Origin of the sequence: Chitinophaga qingshengii (assembly GCF_014529935.1) — a bacterium.
Classification (GTDB): domain Bacteria; phylum Bacteroidota; class Bacteroidia; order Chitinophagales; family Chitinophagaceae; genus Chitinophaga; species Chitinophaga qingshengii.
Genome location: NZ_JACVFC010000001.1, coordinates 3,080,750 through 3,099,390, shown reverse-complemented (window position 1 = coordinate 3,099,390; position 18,641 = coordinate 3,080,750). Strand labels below are relative to the sequence as shown.

The following is an 18,641-nucleotide window of genomic DNA, read 5'->3' as shown; positions in this document are numbered from 1 at the left end:
CAGCTTCCTAAATAATTAAATATTCAAATAAAAAAATAAAAAAATGTACATTAGGCTCCGGAAAACAGGAAAGGATTCAAGGAATTCTTTTTTTTCTGTATTGATGCTAAATCGATTTTTCTAATAATTGCACGTAAGACAATACCAGCCGGCGATGCGGGGATTTTCATCAGTGTTGCCTGATAACTTTCCCTATGCTTTGGCCCACAGGTATTGACTTACCAAGAAACAACGCTAACATGAAAAAAGTTGGAATGCTGGCAGCTGCCTTATTATGCCTGCATGGCGCTCAAAGCCAGACAGTATACAAAGTGGCAGAACCGGTGGAATGGGTCAATACCCTGATGGGTACCGATTCTAAAGTAAGTCTCTCGAACGGTAACACCTATCCTGCTATCGCCCTGCCCTGGGGGATGAACTTTTGGATGCCGCAAACCGGTAGGATGGGTGATGGATGGGCCTATCAATATACCGCCGATAAAATCAGGGGTTTCAAACAAACACACCAGCCTTCTCCCTGGATCAACGACTATGGCCAGTTTGCCATCATGCCGGTGAGCAGCAGTGTGAATTTCGATCAACATAAAAGGGCCAGCTGGTTCTCCCATAAAACGGAAGTGGCTAAACCCTATTACTACAGCGTATACCTCGCAGATCCGGACGTAACGACAGAGATCACTCCCACTGAACGCGCCGCCCAGCTGCGTTTTACCTTCCCGGCGAGCGACAGTGCTTTTGTGGTTGTAGACGCTTTTGATAAGGGGTCCTACATCAAAATAATACCTAAAGAACAAAAGATCATTGGTTATACTACCAAAAACAGCGGTGGTGTACCAGCCAATTTCAAAAACTATTTTGTTATTTATTTTGATAAACCATTTACGGTGGCTAAAGCCTGGCGCGACTCCACCCTGCTGAAGGATCAGCTGGAACTCCAGGCAGACCATGCCGGCGCCGTAGTAGGCTTCAAAACAAAAAAAGGCGAACAGGTAGTGGCCAGAACGGCTTCTTCCTTCATCGGCTTTGAACAGGCAGAACTGAACCTGCAACGTGAAGTAGGTAAAGATGGCTTTGACATTACCCGTCAAAAAGCGAAAGACAGCTGGAACAAAGAACTGGGCCGCCTCTCGGTGGAAGGCGGTACTTCCGAACAGGTAAGCACTTTCTATTCTTCCCTGTACCGGACCATGCTGTTCCCCCGCAAATTCTATGAAATCAATGCTAAAAATGAAGTGGTGCATTATAGCCCGTTCAACGGACAAGTGCTGCCCGGCTACATGTTCACCGATAACGGCTTCTGGGACACTTTCCGTGCGGTACATCCGTTCTTCACCCTGATGTATCCTTCCCTGAGCGCACATATCATGGAAGGCCTGGCCAACGCTTACAAAGAAAGCGGCTGGCTGCCTGAATGGGCCAGTCCCGGTCACCGTGATTGTATGATCGGCTCCAACTCCGCCTCACTCATTGCCGACGCTTACCTCAAAGGTATCCGTGGTTATGATATCAACACCCTGTATGAAGCGATTCTGAAAAACACCGAACACGAAGGCCCGCTTTCTTCTGTAGGCCGCAAAGGCGTGAAATACTACAATGAACTGGGTTATGTGCCCTACGATGTAGAAGTGAATGAAAACGCTGCCCGTACACTGGAATACGCCTACGACGACTTCACCATTTACGAGTTGGCCAAAGCGCTGAACAGACCTAAAGAAGAAATCGCCCGTTTTGCCAAACGCTCCCAGAACTACCGGAATCTCTTTGATCCGGAAACAAAACTGATGCGTGGTAAAAATAAAGATGGCCGTTTCCAAACGCCGTTCAATCCTTTCAAATGGGGAGATGCCTTTACAGAAGGTAACAGCTGGCACTACACCTGGTCTGTATTCCACGATGTACAAGGACTGGCAGACCTGATGGGGGGCCGTGCGGCTTTTGCCAACATGCTGGATTCCGTTTTCAAAATGCCACCGGTATATGATGAAAGCTATTACGGCACTGTTATCCATGAAATCCGCGAAATGCAGATCATGAACATGGGACAGTATGCACACGGTAACCAGCCTATCCAGCATATGATTTACCTCTATAACTACGCCGGCCAGCCCTGGAAAACCCAGTACTGGATACGCCAGGTAATGGAGCGGCTGTATAAAGCTACGCCTGATGGTTACTGCGGCGATGAAGATAACGGTCAAACCTCCGCCTGGTACGTGTTCTCAGCAATGGGATTCTACCCGGTATGCCCCGGTACCCAGCAGTATGTATTAGGTACTCCCCTGTTTGCCAAACTCACCATGACATTGGAAGATGGTAAAAAGATGGTGATCGAAGCTCCCGGTAACAGTGCCCAAAACCTGTACGTACAACAGGCATCTCTCAACGGTCAGCCCTATACGAAAAACTGGATCAGCCACCAGGACCTGCAAAAAGGTGGTAAACTGGTTTTCAAAATGGGCGCTACACCGGAGAAAACAAGAGGTACGCAGCCTGCTGCCTACCCTTACTCTTATTCCACTGCCAATAAATAATTATGACATAGAAGAATTTCATTGTTCACTGTAAATAATTCATCCCGAATCTTCGGGATGTAAACATTTTCCAGACAACGTTTAAACTGATACCGATGACCAACAGGTTTATTTTCTTATCGATACTTTGCTGTATCTGTGGTACCCTCCGGGCACAAGAGAATGTGCTTTCCTACGTGAAACCTATTACCGGTACACAACGGATGGGACATACCTATCCCGGTGCTACCGTGCCTTTCGGCGCGGTGCAACTCAGCCCTGAAACAGACACGCTCTCTTACGAGATGAACGGCAAATACAACCCGGATGTATATAAATACTGCGCAGGGTATCAATACGAAGACAAAACCATTGTTGGGTTTAGTCATACACATTTCAGCGGCACCGGTCACTCCGATCTGGGAGATTTTCTGATTATGCCTACTACCGGTGCGTTGCAGTTGAACCCCGGTACGGCAGATCGTCCGGAAAGCGGCTACCGCAGCCGGTTTTCGCATAGCACGGAAGTAGCGGAGCCTGCGTATTATAAAGTGAAGCTGGAAGATGATAATATCCTCGCCGAGCTTACAGCGAGCAATCGCGTGGGTTTTCACCAATATACTTTCCCCGCTTCCGATCAGTCGCATATTATCCTGGACCTGATGTCCGGTATTTATAACTATCCTAATAAAAACGTGTGGACTTTTGTACGGGTAGAAAACGATACCCTCATCACCGGATACCGCCAAACCAGCGGCTGGGCGCGTACGCGGACCGTCTATTTCGCTATGGTGTTTTCTAAACCGTTTAAGGAATACGGTCACCGTAACTACGCCAATGATGTATACAAAGGTTTTTACCGTAAGTTCGATCAAACAAAAAATTTCCCGGAAATGGCCGGCCGCCAGATACGGGCCTATTTCGATTTTAATACCACCGCCGGGGAAAAAATTAAAATAAAATTTGCTATCTCTCCGGTCAGCACAACCGGCGCCCTTAAAAACCTGGAAACAGAAATACCCGGTTGGGATTTCGACCAGGTAAAACGCGAAGGCCAGGCACTGTGGGCAAAGGAACTCAACAAAATACAGATCCGCTCCAATAGCCGCGAAGAGAAGGAAAACTTCTACACCGCTATGTACCACGCATTTATCAATCCCACTACCTATATGGATGTAGATGGACAGTACCGTGGACTGGATCAGAACAATTATACCGCCAACGGATATACGAACTATACTACTTTTTCCCTGTGGGACACCTACCGCGCATTACATCCGCTTTTTAACATGATACAGCCTAAACGTAATGCCGATATGGTACAATCCATGTTGCATCACTACGAACAAAGTGTGCAGCGCATGTTGCCGGTATGGTCGCACTATGCCAATGAAAACTGGTGTATGATCGGTTATCACAGCGTATCCGTAATTGCGGACGCCATCATGAAAGGCAACGCTCCCTTCGATGCGGAAAAAGCCCTGGAAGCCTGCGTAACCACCGCCAGGCATCGTAACTACGACGGGCTGGGGTACTACATGGACATGGGATATGTACCGGAAGATAAAAACGGCTCCTCCGTTTCCAAAACACTGGAATATGCCTACGACGACTGGTGTATTGCACAGGTAGCTAAAAAGCTGGGTAAAACGGACATTTATAATGAGTTCATCAAACGTGCTTCCAACTATAAAAATGTATACGATAAAACATCCGGCTTCATGCGGCCACGCCTGAACGACGGTACATTTAAAGCAGCTTTTGACCCACTGCAAACCCATGACCAGGGCTTCATTGAAGGCAACGCCTGGAATTACAGTCTTTATGTGCCGCATAACCCGGACGATATGATCGCCATGATGGGCGGCAAAAAACAGTTTACGCAACACCTTGATTCGCTGTTCACGATGGACCTGCCGGACAAATACTTCGCGGAAACGGAAGACATCACCCGCGATGGTATTATCGGCAACTATGTACATGGCAATGAGCCTTCTCACCATGTGGCATACCTGTATAACTGGACCGGCTATCCGTGGAAAACTCAGGAACGGATACGCATGATCCTCAAAAAAATGTACCATCCCGGCCCTGATGGCCTGGGCGGTAACGACGACTGCGGCCAGATGAGCGCCTGGTACATTTTCAGCTCACTCGGCTTTTACCCCGTATGTCCGGGCTCAGACCAGTACTCCCTGGGAAGCCCTGCCGTTGACAAAGCCACCTTGCAGCTGGAGAACGGCAGAACATTTGTCATCGACGTAAAAAACCAGGGCGATAAAAATGTGTACGTACAGAAAGTGGTACTAAATGGCAAGCCGCTGGACCGGCTGTATATCACTCACCAGGAGATAATGGATGGTGGGGATCTGGTATTTTATATGGGAGCCAAACCGAAAAAGTGACCGTTCGAATGCATACAAGTGAGGCCCTGCGTTGCTTGCAGGGCCTTTTTTATTTATGGTAATGCTTGTTGGAGGAACCAGCGTATTTTTTGCTCACTGTCATTGCTGTGTCTTCTTCTGAGAAAGGGCTATAGGGCTTACTGGCGGACGAAGGCTCTGATGTACTATGCATAGCGTGTAAGAGTTGACATAATAGCTATCAGCAACAATATGCGGCGCATCGTTTAGACAGGGTAGTTGGTAATAGGGTGCAAGATATGTAGTGAGGAGTAAATGGAAAACGGTTATTGACACGATAAAAAAAGAAGGGAACTTTGGAGGTTCCCTTCTTTTTATACCAGGAATTTACTTTGTTATTGTCTCAATGGAGATTTCTTTATCTGAAAATTGATTGTTAAGTTGGGCCTTTAGTTTGTCTGGATTGAGCATAATGCGCCAGTTTTTTTGCGCACCCTCGATATTGAGCGCTGCGGCTTTCGATGAGGGAATGGCCTCTCCCGCCTGATTATTAAGTGATTGGATATCGAGTTTTACCTTTGAACCATTGGTGGCTATACACCATGCGACAATTATACTGTTGGTTTTAGATCGGAATATGGCTACAGGCACTTTTTCGACGGTTGTACTTTCCTTTCCATATCCGGTAATAATATCCAATGGCGCATTACTTGCCAGTGAAACCATGACTTCTCTGCCTGAGGAGAGGGTCGTAGATAGGTTAGTTGTCTGTAAACCGTTGGCAATGTTTGTTTGACTGATTTCCTGGTATCCTTTAATACGAGGTAATTTCATCGGTTGGCTTACTGGTATTTCTTTCCATTTCCCTGCCTGATGGTACATGATATCAAGTAGTTGAGGAGCGCGAGAGGTCTCGAATTGGTCTATGATGAGTGCCAGATCGGTAGATAGTACCATAGCAGTTCTGGTAAAACAAATGGAATCATAAGCGTTGGTAGTTCTTGTTATCATGTAGTCAACCTGATTTTCCCGGCCGAAGGCCAGACATTGGCCCTCTGATTTTTCCTGCATGACTTCATTTAGCAAAAAGCTGTTGTGAGAGATGGTTGTTTTATACCAATTCCAACCGAGCCTGGATGCATAATTTTTTACACCGGCTATTACGGCTACAGGTTCACTACCTTTGAAGATGCCAAAATTGAGTTCATCATAGTGTGTATGTGTATTCACATAAGGATCGTACTTAAGGTAAAGTGTAAGGTTGTTTTTGCCACCACCTTTCGATAGCATTCCAATACCGGTTTCCGGAAGGTTTTTGCTGGTGATGGGTAATATATCGGCTGTCTTTATGGGTAAAGATACCTTTCCATATAATAGGGCCCATCCTGTAAAGAAGGGACCTACGTTGGTAAATTTACCACGTTGAGGATTGCTAAGTATTGGTTCATATTTATTGTCATCATAATGGGAATAAGCCCATTCATAGAGGTAATCTACCGTATGGAGGGAAAGCGCTCTGGAGTCATTGAAGGCTGGTAATACAAATCCACTGGTAGCGATATATAATGGTCCGTTAAACATTTTCCATAATGGCCGGATATCGATGGGGTAGCCGTTGTTTAGCGCAGCTTGTGCAAGCTGACAAAGGGCCGTAAGGGTATAAAAGTGATAGCTTACAGATCTTTCGAACCAAAGGCCTTCTCTTGTGATACCTTTTTTTACTTGTGTCAAATAGCCGCTGACAGGGTCGTTAATAGCCTGATGAATGAGTAAGGTGTCGTTGGCGAGAAAGCCGACCAATCCGATAGCGGTATTTTTCCAGCACTGAATATTGAATACTTCTGTGGGGGCATCCTGAATAATCTGTACCGCCGGATAAAAAATGTTGTTAAGTATATTCTGCTGTTCGTTTTTATCCAGTTTTTCCCATATTAAATCTGCGCCTTGCACCATGTTCACCAGCCATATAGATTCATTAAGGTTTTGTACATGTATTTTGGCTTTGCCATTTAGCGTTACCTGTCCATCCTTACTACGGCTTCTGATAGGTAGTTTCGGATATAATTTTGCATATGCCAATAAGATCTCTTTTGCTTTGGTGGCGTACTTTTCGTTTTTGCTGATTTGGTAAGCCAGGCCAAGTTGTAAAACACCCAGGGACCAGGTGTCGTGAATCAATGCAATCACCACGCCATCCAGGTCTGTAGACAAACTGGAGGTATCTCCCTTATATTTGATACCCGTAACGGGATCAATATGTTCCCATTGCCAGTCTCCTGTTTGGTCCCCTCTTTTCAGTTCATGTTCACCATTAGGAGATATATAATATTGCTCCCAGTTACCTCCCCGCGGAGGAAGTTCAACATTTTCATGCAGGAATTTATCGGCCTGATCTTTCAGTATTTGCCAACTTGATAATTTCCAGGTGCTGTCCTTGATAGCTTGCCGGATATCCGCCATATCATTGGCGGTGATCATAAGCCTTGGGGTGACGGGGTTGTCCAACTGCCCATAGGTTTCCGCATAAAAAAAGATACAACAAATGAGCAATAGGTACTGGAGGGATTTCATGAAATTTTTTCTTTTCCGTAAGGTATAAAATATTGTTTTTTGAGAAAAAATATTATATTTATCTGTTATCCAGATTGTCTATACCCATCCCTATTCCTCCATGAAATTTTTATATCTGATTCCGTTTTTGTTTTTTTGTTTACCTGGATTCTCTCAGGATAATCCAATTACATCTTCCAGGTTATCCGGTTCTCACGGTACTACAAAAATAGCTTTCCCTGTAACAGATGTAGCTGTTGAAACACAACGTGGTCCCTTATTAATGAAGTCTTCTTTAATACCATTAGAGCAGGGCGATGAGGTGGAGATTCGTGGTTCATTATCTTATCCCCGAAATCGTAAATTAAGGTCGGGCTTTTTAAAAGCGGTAGGTGTGGGTGCTACTACCTTCGTATTGGGACAACATACCAATCTTTATAGTATAAAAGGAATAAAACATAAAAATAGTATACTGTTACCTGCTGCGGGCATGGGGCTGGCCTTGTCTGCACCTGATTTAATGAACCTGCGGTATTCCGGAAAGACCCGGGTTCAGTATTACTTTTATGACCGGGATACGAATCTGATTGCATCTCAATCAAAAGATATTGCATCCGGATTATTTAGAAAAGGCCGGACAATTGAGATAAAAGATAAGGCGCCTCAAGCGGGTTTCGTTCAGGTATGGTTAACAGGTTCTACCAGCCGTGCCGTAAAAGTGGATGAGTTATCGGTAGATGTGCCAGCGAAGAAACAAGGGTTTAAGGGCGAAATCGCCAATAATATGAACCTTCAAACATATGGGGAGTGTTTACCAGAGTATGAATGTAGTATATGTGATCCTTCAAGCGGATGTTTTGATATGTGTGCCTGTGATCCAAGCTGGTGCGAACCTGATCCGTGCGCTACTAACCCTTTTACATGCGAATGTGATCCTACTTTTTGTGATGATCCCAATAATCCTAATCCCTGTGATCTGAATCCATACGATTGCATGTGTGATCCTGCTTTTTGCGTGCCTATCGATCCGGGGCCTGGTGGACCTGTGGAACCGCAGCCTGCGTTGCCACCCTGTTTTGAGGCTGCTAAAGATGTAATGGAGAATATTCCACAGACGCAGGGATTTACGCAACTATTAAATGAAATGTTTGATTTGCCCGGTTTTGAATCGAATGTATCTTTTGAAATGAAGAATCTTGCTGCAAATATAGATGGTCAAACTGGTTATAATTCATATTCAGGCTCGGGAGCAGAAATAGTTATTGAGATTAACTCCATGCTTTCTACGTCTACTCAGGAGTATAAGGTAGTTACGATGATGCATGAATTTCTACATGTATATATCAACACAATGATGTTTTATCGTAAAAACGTTAATCCAGGTTATACCAATGATATGTTGCAAATGGCTGATGCTCTCACGACGATGGGGGTAGCAGATGTTCACCATGAATTAATGGCGGAACTTTATATTGGAACATTAGCAAATGCACTGACAAGCATGTATCCTGGTATGACGCTGGATAGAGCTACTGCACTCGCTTGGGGTGGGCTTCAAGGTACTCCTTCTTATGCTAATTTAACTCAAGCTCAAAAAGATAATATTGCGGGAGTTAATAATCAGGAAAAATATAACTTAGCAGGTGCCACGGGAACTGCTTGTCACTAAATTATAATATGGTATATGAAAAAACTCGTCATAATTGCTTACTGTATATGTGCGGCTATATCAGTCCTGGGACAAGACAGTAAAGCATCATTGAATAATGGTCAGCTTCCCAAGATTTTTTTCTCGAAACATGTTAACATGCGATCGCTTTATCATGAGGTGATGGACAGCACAGATCGGCCGGTTCGCGTGTTATTTTCTTTCGTGATTAACAGGAACGGTGATCCTGATAGCTTAAAAATACATGAAAGCACTTCTTCATTGCTGGAACAGGAAATCAGACGAGTTATGGCGCTTGGCAAAGGACAATGGAAGCCAGAGATGCGGAACGGTAAGACAGTAATCAGCACTCCTTTCTTTTGGGTAATATATGTCCAATGCACGGATTGTGATCATGGACAAAAGATAGAACGGGAAAACGAGACGTTTTATAAACAATATCCTTACTCATCCTTACCTAACTGGAGAAAAGGTAGTGTTGTGCTGGACCCTCCACCGCTCGTCTTCCTGCGTCCTCGCAGTTAATGCACGAATACTGTAAAATCATAGAAAAGCCGGAGAAAATTTTCTCCGGCTTTTATGTTTTATACTAACCCCGTAGTGTAAACGAAGCGATGCCCAGCGGCACCTGTTTACCCGGATCAGTAGGTTTGATTTTGAAATAGAGATGATGTTTTTTACCATCCGTAACCGGTGCAAAGCTGATACCGGCTTTATTCGGCACTTTCGCCTGTGCGCCGGGACCGATAGTGGTTTCACCCAAACGGGTACCGTTGGCGTTATCGAGGAATGCTTCTACTACAAAGCCCTGTTGTTGCGGGTCTTGTACCAGGTAGGTAACATCGATGCCATTGACGGTAGTAAGATCGAGATCATTGTATACTACCCAGCTATTAGCGGTAGCGGGAATCAGCAGTTTCATGCCGTTTACTTCAAAGGTAGAAACGCCATCCGCTTTGCTGTAGCCGGCTGCCGGTAAGGCAGGGTTGAGCAGTTGCACGGCAGCGGTGCCGGTAATGGGTTTAATGCCGGCGGCGCCTTTGTCGGTGTAGCTGGCGAGCAGCAGTAATACGCCGTTATCTTTCAGCTCGTTGCCCAGGGTGGGGTTCAGGCTGCCGGTAACGGGCAGGGATGCTACTTTAGGAGCGTTGCCGCCCAGGGAGAAAATGTATTCCACCAGTTGATGCGCTTCACCGTTGGAGAGGCCGGGGTGGGCCGACATGGCTGTTTCGCCCCATACGCCGCCGCCGCCGTTGATGATCTTTTTAGCTAAGGCATCCGGTGCTGCGGGATCGTTTTTATATTTCTCCGTGATCTGTTTGAAAGATGGGCCGATGGATTTTTCATCGGGTTTGTGACAGGTCTTACAGTCGGATACCTCCATGATATTTTTTCCTGCGATGGCGCCGGTAATAATCTGGTGACCCTGTGGAGAGGCGGCTTTATCGCTGCCCTGGATATAATCGGCCTTAACGAAGATATTGCTGGCATCCAGTTTGCCGTCGGCGCTGTTACCATCTTCCTTGTCGCTAACGTTAACGGTATAACGAACTTGTTTGCCGGGGAAGTAGAACATCTGGTTGCCTTGCAGCGCGATCGTCACCTGCGGCGTTTCATTGCCTGCATACAGCGCTATCTCTTTACTCCTGGTGCTGCCACCTTTGCCATCCTGTACTTCTACATAGGCGTTGTATTCGCCGGCGGTAGTGTAAGTTACTTCCACGGAAGGTTCAGTGGTTTCTTTTTTGGTACCATTGCCGAAATACCAGAGGTAAGTGAGTTTGTCGCCATCGGGATCTACAGAGCCTTCAGCGGAGAGCTTCACTTTAAACGGCAGGGCGCCGGTCAGTTGGGTGGTGTGTATTTCAGCTTTGGGTGCGCGGTTGCCACCGTTGTAATCGATACGGGCGAGTGCGGCATCCGGGTTTTTGCTGAACCAGCCATTACCGTATTCCAGTACGTACAAACGGCCATCAGGACCCATTTCCATGTCAATAGGCGCATTGAGTTTGGTACCGGGCATAAAACGTTCCATCTTGGAGAAATCTCCGTTTTTATCCATGGTAACCGCCATGATCCAGCCACGGATCCAGTCGTAGATGAATAGTTTACCATTGTAATAATCCGGGAAACGGGTTTCTTTCGGATAAAATTCACTGTAGTAAACCGGGCCTGCTTCTGCATTACGGCCACCACTGCCCACGATGGGGAATTCATCGGACTTGCCGTAGGGGTACCAGATAAAGGCGGGTACTGCTGGTGGTAGTTCTTTCAGACCGGTATTATTACGGGAGTTGTTGATCGGTTTTTTCGGGTCATAGGCCGGACCAGCTTCGCCTGTGGCGTAGTTATAGGCGTGGTACGGTTTGTTGTCGGCGATGAACAGGGGATAACCATAGTTACCGGGCTTTTTAGCCTGGTTTACTTCATCGTATCCACGCGGTCCACGGTTCGGATCATCGGCATTGGCATCCGGACCAACTTCACCCCAATAGAGAAAACCGGTCTTCCTGTCAATGGAGATACGGTAGGGGTTGCGGGTACCCATGGCGTATATTTCCGGGCGGGTGTTGGCGGTGCCTTTCGGGAAAAGGTTTCCTTCAGGGATGCTGTAACTGCCGTCGGCGGCTACTTTGATACGCAGGATTTTACCGCGCAGGTCATTGGTATTAGCGGAAGATCGGCGGCCATCGTATTGTTCGTGGCCGGGGCGGTCGTCTGTAGGACCGTAACCTTTGCTCACGTAGGGTTGTCCTGCTTCATCAAAAGGAGTAGTGTTGTCACCGGTGGATACATACAACAGTTTATCCGGTCCGAAGGCAATAGAGCCGCCGGTATGGCAGCAGATGTTGCGCTGGGAATAAAACTGCAGGATCACTTTTTCAGAAGACATGTCCAGCTGGTTGTTTTCAAACTTAAAGCGGGACAAGCGGTTGACAGAAGTATCTATGGGAGAATACATCACATAGATAAAATGATTGTCTTTATAATCCGGATCGGCAGCAAGGCCAAGGAAACCTTCTTCTGCATTCACATTAGGAACGTCCGTTTTATGATACACCTTCAGAAAACCAACCTGGGTAAGGGTTTTATCCGCCTGTTTGTATAACATCAGTTCTCCGCGCCGTTGTGCCACAAGGATATCGAGGGTCGGCAGGATGGTCATTTCGGTAGGTTCAAAAAACTGACCGGAGGTAAGTACGTTTTTGGTGAAACGGTTTTCATCCGGCGTGCGTAGCGTGGTGGCTTTGCTATAATCCAGCACCAGGTTTTTACCGATGGCGTATTGGATACCGCCCAGTACATGTTTGAGGAACAGGCTGTCGGTGTAACATTCGTTGGTATGCCCCAGCGCCGTGTAGAAGGCGCGTCCGCCGTCGTATTCATGATACCAGCTTACCGGGTGGTCATTGTTCATAGTACCACCTTCATATGTTTTTTCATCTACTTTCATGAGCACGGTGGTGGTGGTATCTCTTTTTTTGAAGTTATACCATTCGTCGGTGTGCTCAAATTTGTCGGGCAGTCCGGCGGTAGCGGGGAATGATTTATTCACCACGTTCACGGTTGCTTTATGTGTACCGGCAGGATGGCTCAGGAAATAGGCGCCGGCGAGGTGGTTGTACCAGCCCCATTCGTATTCTGTATCGGTAGCGGCGTGTATGCCTACATAACCGCCGCCGGCCTGGATATATCTTTCAAAATCGGCTTCCTGTGCGGTGGAAAGCACATCGCCGGTAGTGTTCAGGAAGATCACGGCAGCATATTGCTGCAGGGAGTCTTCATTAAAGCGGTCGGCGTTTTCTGTGGTGTCTACTACAAAGCCGTTTTCCTGGCCCAGCTTCTGAATGGCGGCGATGCCGGCCGGAATGGAAGCGTGACGGAAGGCGGTGGTTTTGGTAAATACCAGCACTTTGGGTTGTCCGGGGCGCGATTTGTTACAACCTGCCGTGACAATCAGCGCCAGCAACAGGAAGAGGGAAATGATTTTTTTCATTGTGTCTTAGTTAGCATTTTTGATACCCATAGTATATTGAATCCCGCCCAGCAGGTGTTGCAGGTATGCCGGGTCCTGATAAGATTCTTTGGTATGGCCCATTTCGGTATAGAAAGCGCGGCCGCCTTCAAAGTCATGATACCAGCACATAGGGTGGTTATCGCCGTTCTTACCGCCTTCATAGGTGGATTCATCTATTTTGATGAGCACATGCACGTCGGGGTTCAGGTCTTTGAAGTTATACCATTCATCTTTGCGGACCCATTCATCCGGCAGATGACGGGTAGCGGGATGGTTATGATCGGTGATGCGAAGGGTGGCTTGTTGTTGTTTCGGATGACTGAAAAACCAGGCGCCGGCCAGTTTGTTGTACCATGGCCAGTCGTATTCCGTATCGGTGGCGGCGTGTATGCCCATCCAGCCACCGCCTTTGTGGATGTAACCCTGGAAGGCCACCTGTTGGGCGCTGTCCAGCACATCGCCGGTAGTGCAACTGAAAATAACGGCGGCGTATTTTTTCAGGTTAGCGCTGGTAAAGGCGCTGGCATCTTCGGTGGTATCCACTTCAAAGCCGTTATCTTTGCCCAGTTGCATGATAGCCGCTTTGGCAACGGGAATACAGTCATGCCGGAAGCCTTTGGTTTTGGAAAAGACCAATACTTTTTTGACTTTCGGTTTTTTGCCGGCCTGCGCACAGAGGGTGGCTGCCAGCAGCAGTGTAATAAACACGGTAATTGTCTTCATGTTCGTGGTGATTAGCATCCAAAAAGCAACAAAGACGCATGACAGGGAAAAAGTAATTTTTTCTTTGCTGCCTTACGTCTTTGTCTGAAAAAATCGTATTCGAAAAGATTACAGCACTTTTATTTTGATATTACGGTACCATACTTTGTTGCCGTGGTCCTGGAGGGCTATATGGCCTTTGGCGTATTTACCGAAGCCTTTCCAGCCTTTAAACTTACTGTTGGCTACCAGTGCATCCCATTCAGGGGTACCCATGGTTGTTTCCACGGTTTTTACGCCGTTGAGCCAGAGGGTAAGATGACCATCTTTTTTCACAATTTTGGCGGTATTCCATTCTCCCACGGGTTTAACCGCTTTTTGGGAAGATTTGATCAGATCATAGAGGTCGCCGGCATTGTGTTTATTGATTTTACCGTCGGGATGTTTATCATCATCGAGCACCTGCATTTCAGGACCGGTGAGATAAGTAGCGGAGAATTCAGGATCTTCATGTACGCTGAAGATGATGCCGCTGTTACCGCCTTCGGAGATTTTCCAATCGATACTCAGCTCGTAGTTTTCGTATTCGCCGTTGGTAACGATGTCACCGCCGGGAGCGCCGGCTTTTTTGGCGTCTACATCAAACTCGAGTGCGCCATCTACCACCTTCCAGGCGGGGCTGACAGCATCTTTCAGGTAGGTATGCCATCCGGTGGTGGTTTTACCATCGAACAGCAGCTGCCATCCTTCTTTTTTCTCTTTGGCAGAGAGGCTATTTACTTTCTGGGCCTTTACCGCAGTGGCGCTGGTGATAGCACCGAGCATAAAGGCTCCGATGATGATTTTTTTCATTTACTATGATTGAATGATGATGGAAAAGCCATTATTTTCCGATGGACAGGATGTACTGTACCATTTCCTTTGCATCGTCTTTAGAGATATTTGGATGCGGGAGCATGGCCACTTCACCCCAGTTACCGGAACCGCCTTTGATGATTTTATCAGACAGTTTATCCACGTTTTCAGGAGTGTTGGGATATTTGCCTGCGATGTCTTTCAGCGCGGGCCCAATCACTTTTATTTCCTCTTTGTGGCAGGTTTTGCAATCGCTCTGCGCCATTAATTGTTCTCCTTTGCTGGCCGGTTTGTCTGCACCCGGAGATACCATGGAATTGTCTACGGCACTGTTTTCGTGGGTGGTTTTGTCAGTTGTTTCTGCTTTTTTATCACCTCCGCCGCAAGCTGCAAAAAACAGCGCGCTCATTACAAACGGTGCCAGATACCTCTTTTTCATTTTGTTATTTTTTTATTTTGTTATTTATTGATTTGACCGGTGTTTGTTATTTATGTTTACCGTCTGTGTTATTTTTTTCGGTAGATGAATATGTTTTGCACATTCATCTGATAGCTTGTCTTATTGATATTGACCTGTGCATCAGGTTAAATCCCCCAATCCCCAAAATCCGTAAATCCGTAAATCCCAAAATCCGTAAATCCCTAAATCCCGATGATCCGTTTGTTGAACGCGTCATCAGTAGCGGCGCCGGCGAAGTCGTCGAAGGCTTTTTCGGTGACGCGGATGATGTGGTTTTTAATAAACGGAGCACCTTCACGGGCACCGTCTTCCGGATGTTTCATACAGCATTCCCATTCCATAACGGCCCAACCGGCAAAATCGTATTGGGTGAGTTTACTGAATACGGATTTAAAGTCCACCTGTCCATCGCCGAGGGAACGGAACCTGCCGGGACGGTCTATCCAGGCCTGGAATCCGCCGTATACGCCGGAGCGTCCGGTAGGATTAAATTCCGCGTCTTTTACGTGGAAGGCTTTTATTCGCTCGTGGTAAATATCGATATATTCCAGGTAGTTGAGGCATTGCAGCACAAAGTGGCTGGGATCGTACAGGAGGCAAGCCCGGGCATGGTTGCCGGTAGCTTCCAGGAAACGTTCGTAGCTGGCGCCGTCATGCAGGTCCTCACCCGGATGTATTTCGTAACAGAGGTCTACTCCATTGGCGTCGAACTCGTTGAGGATAGGCAGCCACCGTTTGGCCAGTTCTGCAAAGCCGGCTTCCACCAGCCCTGCCGGCCGTTGTGGCCAGGGGTACATGGCGGGGGCCCAGAGCAGCGCGCCGCTGAAAGTGGCGTGTGCATTAAGGCCCAGGTTGCGGCTGGCTTTGGCAGCGTATTTCAGCTGGTTAACGGCCCATTCTGTACGTGCCTGTATATTGTTGTGGTATTGTGCGGGTGCAAAGCCGTCAAACATCTCAGAGAAAGCAGGATTCACGGCTACCAGCTGCCCTTGCAGGTGCGTGCTCAGTTCCGTGATTTCCAGGCCGGCAGCGTTCACGATGCCTTTTATCTCGTCTGCGTAGGTTTTACTTTCTGCCGCCTTTTGCAGGTCTATCAGGCGCGGGTCCCAGCTGGGGATCTGTACGCCTTTGAAACCGATGGAGGCAGCCCATTCGCAGATGCTTTTCAGACTGTTGAAAGGCGCTTCATCTCCCATGAATTGCGCCAGGAATATACCAGGACCTTTGATCGTTTTCATATAATCGTGCTTGTTAGAGATGGTATATTAAATGTCGAAGTTAGTCCATTTGGTGTCGCTTTGTGCAGAGCGTACCACATTGTCGATAAACGCCATACCCCGTACGCCGTCTGCCACACTGGGGAAGTCGAGCGACTCCGGTGACGGCTGTACGCCGTCAATTTTGGCGGAGAGGGTTTGAGCGAAGTTGCGGTACAGGTTACCGAATGCTTCCAGGTATCCTTCCGGATGCCCGCCCGGAGTACGGGTGTTGTGGGTCATGTAGCTGGACTGGAAAGTGTAACCACCACCAGCGCGATAAATTTCAGTGGGTTTGTCGAGCCATTTTACCAGCAGGGTATTGGGTTCTTGTTGTGCCCATTCGAGGCCGCCTTTTTCTCCGTATAGGCGGATTTTCAGGGCGTTTTCCTCGCCGGCAGCTACCTGGGAGGCCATCAGTACGCCTGCAGCGCCATTGTCGAAGCGGAGCAATACAGCGCCATCGTCGTCCAGGGCGCGGCCTGGAACCATGATATTCAGGTCGGCGCACAGTTTTTCAATTTTAGCACCGCTGATATATTCAGCCAGGTTAGCGGCATGGGTACCGATATCGCCCATAGCGCCGGCTTTACCGGATTTTTTAGGATCTGTTCTCCAGGCAGCCTGGGCGTTGCCTTCCCGCTCACTCAGTTTGCTGAGCCAGCCCTGGGGGTATTCTACCCATACTTTGCGGATTTTGCCCAATGCGCCGTCTTTCACCATCTGGCGGGCCTGTTTTACCATAGGGTAGCCGGTGTAGGTGTGGGTGAGCAGCAGGGTGAGACCAGTAGCTTCTACCTTCGCCTGCAGTTGTTTGGCTTCCTCCAGGGAGAAGGTGATCGGTTTTTCGATCACCACGTTAAAGCCCAGGTCCAGCGCCATCATGGCGGGTTCAAAGTGAGCGAAGTTAGGGGTCACGATCGTCACGAAATCGAGACGTTTATCGGCCGGCATGGCGGCTTCTTTCTGAAGCATGGTTTTAAAGTCGAGGTAGGTGCGTTCCGGATCAAGGAACAGCATTTTACCGGATTCCACGGCTACTTCATTGTTGATGCTGAGCGCACCGGCTACCAGCTCTATAAGGCCGTCCATATTGGCGGCAATACGGTGAATAGCGCCAATAAAGGCATCTTTTCCACCGCCGATCATCCCCATTCTTAACTTACGGTTCATCTTCAAAATATTGTTTAGGTTCTTGGTTTTAGTTTCAAATCGCGTTTGTGCCTGGGCTGCGCCGGATTAACAGGCAAGATAGCAGCAACAGACAATATTCCGGTACCGTCCATAACATTTAATCTGCATGCATGTTTCCCGGATCTGATGTTAGCAGTGAAGCGTGAATGACCGGTTGTAATGGCGGTCATCAAAGCATTCCCGGCTATCACTGGTCGGAGTGGAAAACGGTAGCGCTCCGGAGGAGAGCCCTGACATTACAATCACGGACAAACAGCTCACCGGCTGTATCTGGTTCGTCATAACGTGGAAATTTATAAATTAATAATAACGGCTTAAAAGCCATTAAATTTATAAAAAGTATTTGCATATTTTAATCTTTTGGGTACGGGAACGGCATTTTTTTTGAAAATTTCCTTTTCGCCCTGTAATAGGTTATCTTAGCTCCCACTTATGCCTTTCTGACATTTACTTTTATATGATTAGCGGGTTATACAGCGAAGAGGTGTTGCAGGGCTTGCAATCCAGAGACCGTGCGGTGTTTGCCCGGGTATATGAGCATTTTTACCCTTTATTGTTCGCCACCGCCCGGAAATACCTGGGAGAAAGAGAGCAGGCCGAAGAGGTGGTCCAGGACGTTTTTCTCCGTCTATGGGAGAAAGAGTTTGCCCTGGAACATGCTGCTGCGCTGAAAAGCTACCTGTACAGGGCTGTCATTAACCAATGTATCAATCATTTACAACGTCATCGCCTGCTCGAAAATCATCACGATGCTATCCGGCATTTGCAGGAAGAAAGCTATCTTTGCACCTTCCTGGAAGAACAGGAGTTGCGTGAACGAATACACTATGCCGTGGAGCGTTTGCCGGAGCAGTGCCGGCGCGTCTTCAAATTAAGCCGCTACCAGGGGCTTAAAAATGCAGAAATAGCAAGGGAATTGGAACTGTCAGTCAAAACGGTGGAAAATCAGATGACCATCGCTCTCCGTCAACTCAAAGCAGCATTACTGGACCGTCCGGAAAAACCATTGCTGTCTTCAGACAGGCTAAAGCTCGTACTGTGGCTTTTCTCAATTTAAAGATCTC

Annotated in this window: 13 protein-coding genes; 5 read left to right on the top strand and 8 right to left on the bottom strand. The window is 47.4% G+C overall.

Going from position 1 to position 18,641, the window contains the following annotated elements:
• Window positions 1-239: 239 nt before the first annotated feature.
• The gene (locus tag ICL07_RS11965) at window positions 240-2,531 is read left to right on the top strand and encodes a GH92 family glycosyl hydrolase (RefSeq protein WP_188088130.1); all 2,292 of its coding nucleotides are present in this window, start codon (window positions 240-242) and stop codon (window positions 2,529-2,531) included.
• A 41-nt stretch (window positions 2,532-2,572) separates the two neighbouring features.
• Complete coding sequence (locus tag ICL07_RS11960) at window positions 2,573-4,915, top strand: GH92 family glycosyl hydrolase (protein ID WP_343071039.1); 2,343 nt, start codon at window positions 2,573-2,575, stop codon at window positions 4,913-4,915.
• Between the two features lie 345 nt (window positions 4,916-5,260).
• Here ICL07_RS11960 and ICL07_RS11955 read toward each other — a convergent pair whose 3' ends face one another.
• The gene (locus ICL07_RS11955; RefSeq protein ID WP_188088128.1) at window positions 5,261-7,351 is read right to left on the bottom strand and encodes an alginate lyase family protein; all 2,091 of its coding nucleotides are present in this window, start codon (window positions 7,349-7,351) and stop codon (window positions 5,261-5,263) included.
• A 193-nt stretch (window positions 7,352-7,544) separates the two neighbouring features.
• On the opposite strand from ICL07_RS11955, the gene ICL07_RS11950 reads away from it, so the two are divergent.
• Complete coding sequence (locus tag ICL07_RS11950; protein ID WP_188088127.1) at window positions 7,545-9,092, top strand: hypothetical protein; 1,548 nt, start codon at window positions 7,545-7,547, stop codon at window positions 9,090-9,092.
• A 15-nt stretch (window positions 9,093-9,107) separates the two neighbouring features.
• Window positions 9,108-9,617, top strand: a complete 510-nt coding sequence (locus ICL07_RS11945; RefSeq protein WP_188088126.1) for an energy transducer TonB — start codon at window positions 9,108-9,110, stop codon at window positions 9,615-9,617.
• Window positions 9,618-9,681: 64 nt separating this feature from the next.
• On the opposite strand, the gene ICL07_RS11940 is transcribed toward ICL07_RS11945, so the two are convergent.
• The 7 genes from ICL07_RS11940 to ICL07_RS11910 form a co-directional block, all read right to left on the bottom strand.
• The gene (locus tag ICL07_RS11940; protein ID WP_188088125.1) at window positions 9,682-13,089 is read right to left on the bottom strand and encodes a ThuA domain-containing protein; all 3,408 of its coding nucleotides are present in this window, start codon (window positions 13,087-13,089) and stop codon (window positions 9,682-9,684) included.
• Window positions 13,090-13,095: 6 nt separating this feature from the next.
• On the bottom strand, window positions 13,096-13,833 hold the full coding sequence (locus ICL07_RS11935; protein WP_188088124.1) for a ThuA domain-containing protein: 738 nt from the start codon (window positions 13,831-13,833) through the stop codon (window positions 13,096-13,098).
• A gap of 108 nt (window positions 13,834-13,941) precedes the next feature.
• Window positions 13,942-14,664, bottom strand: a complete 723-nt coding sequence (locus ICL07_RS11930) for a 3-keto-disaccharide hydrolase (protein ID WP_188088123.1) — start codon at window positions 14,662-14,664, stop codon at window positions 13,942-13,944.
• Between the two features lie 31 nt (window positions 14,665-14,695).
• Entirely contained in the window at window positions 14,696-15,106 is a 411-nt protein-coding gene (locus tag ICL07_RS11925; RefSeq protein WP_188088122.1) for a c-type cytochrome, read from the bottom strand.
• 203 nt (window positions 15,107-15,309) lie between these two features.
• Window positions 15,310-16,365: a sugar phosphate isomerase/epimerase family protein gene (locus ICL07_RS11920; RefSeq protein ID WP_188088121.1), complete on the bottom strand. Its 1,056-nt coding sequence runs from the start codon at window positions 16,363-16,365 to the stop codon at window positions 15,310-15,312.
• A 27-nt stretch (window positions 16,366-16,392) separates the two neighbouring features.
• Window positions 16,393-17,556, bottom strand: a complete 1,164-nt coding sequence (locus tag ICL07_RS11915) for a Gfo/Idh/MocA family protein (RefSeq protein WP_188088120.1) — start codon at window positions 17,554-17,556, stop codon at window positions 16,393-16,395.
• 150 nt (window positions 17,557-17,706) lie between these two features.
• The gene (locus tag ICL07_RS11910; protein ID WP_188088119.1) at window positions 17,707-17,859 is read right to left on the bottom strand and encodes a hypothetical protein; all 153 of its coding nucleotides are present in this window, start codon (window positions 17,857-17,859) and stop codon (window positions 17,707-17,709) included.
• 175 nt (window positions 17,860-18,034) lie between these two features.
• Here ICL07_RS11910 and ICL07_RS11905 point away from each other — a divergent pair, with 175 nt between their 5' ends.
• Window positions 18,035-18,634 carry an RNA polymerase sigma-70 factor gene (locus ICL07_RS11905; protein WP_188088118.1) on the top strand — a complete coding sequence of 200 codons (600 nt, stop codon included), beginning with the start codon at window positions 18,035-18,037 and terminating at the stop codon, window positions 18,632-18,634.
• Window positions 18,635-18,641: the final 7 nt, after the last annotated feature.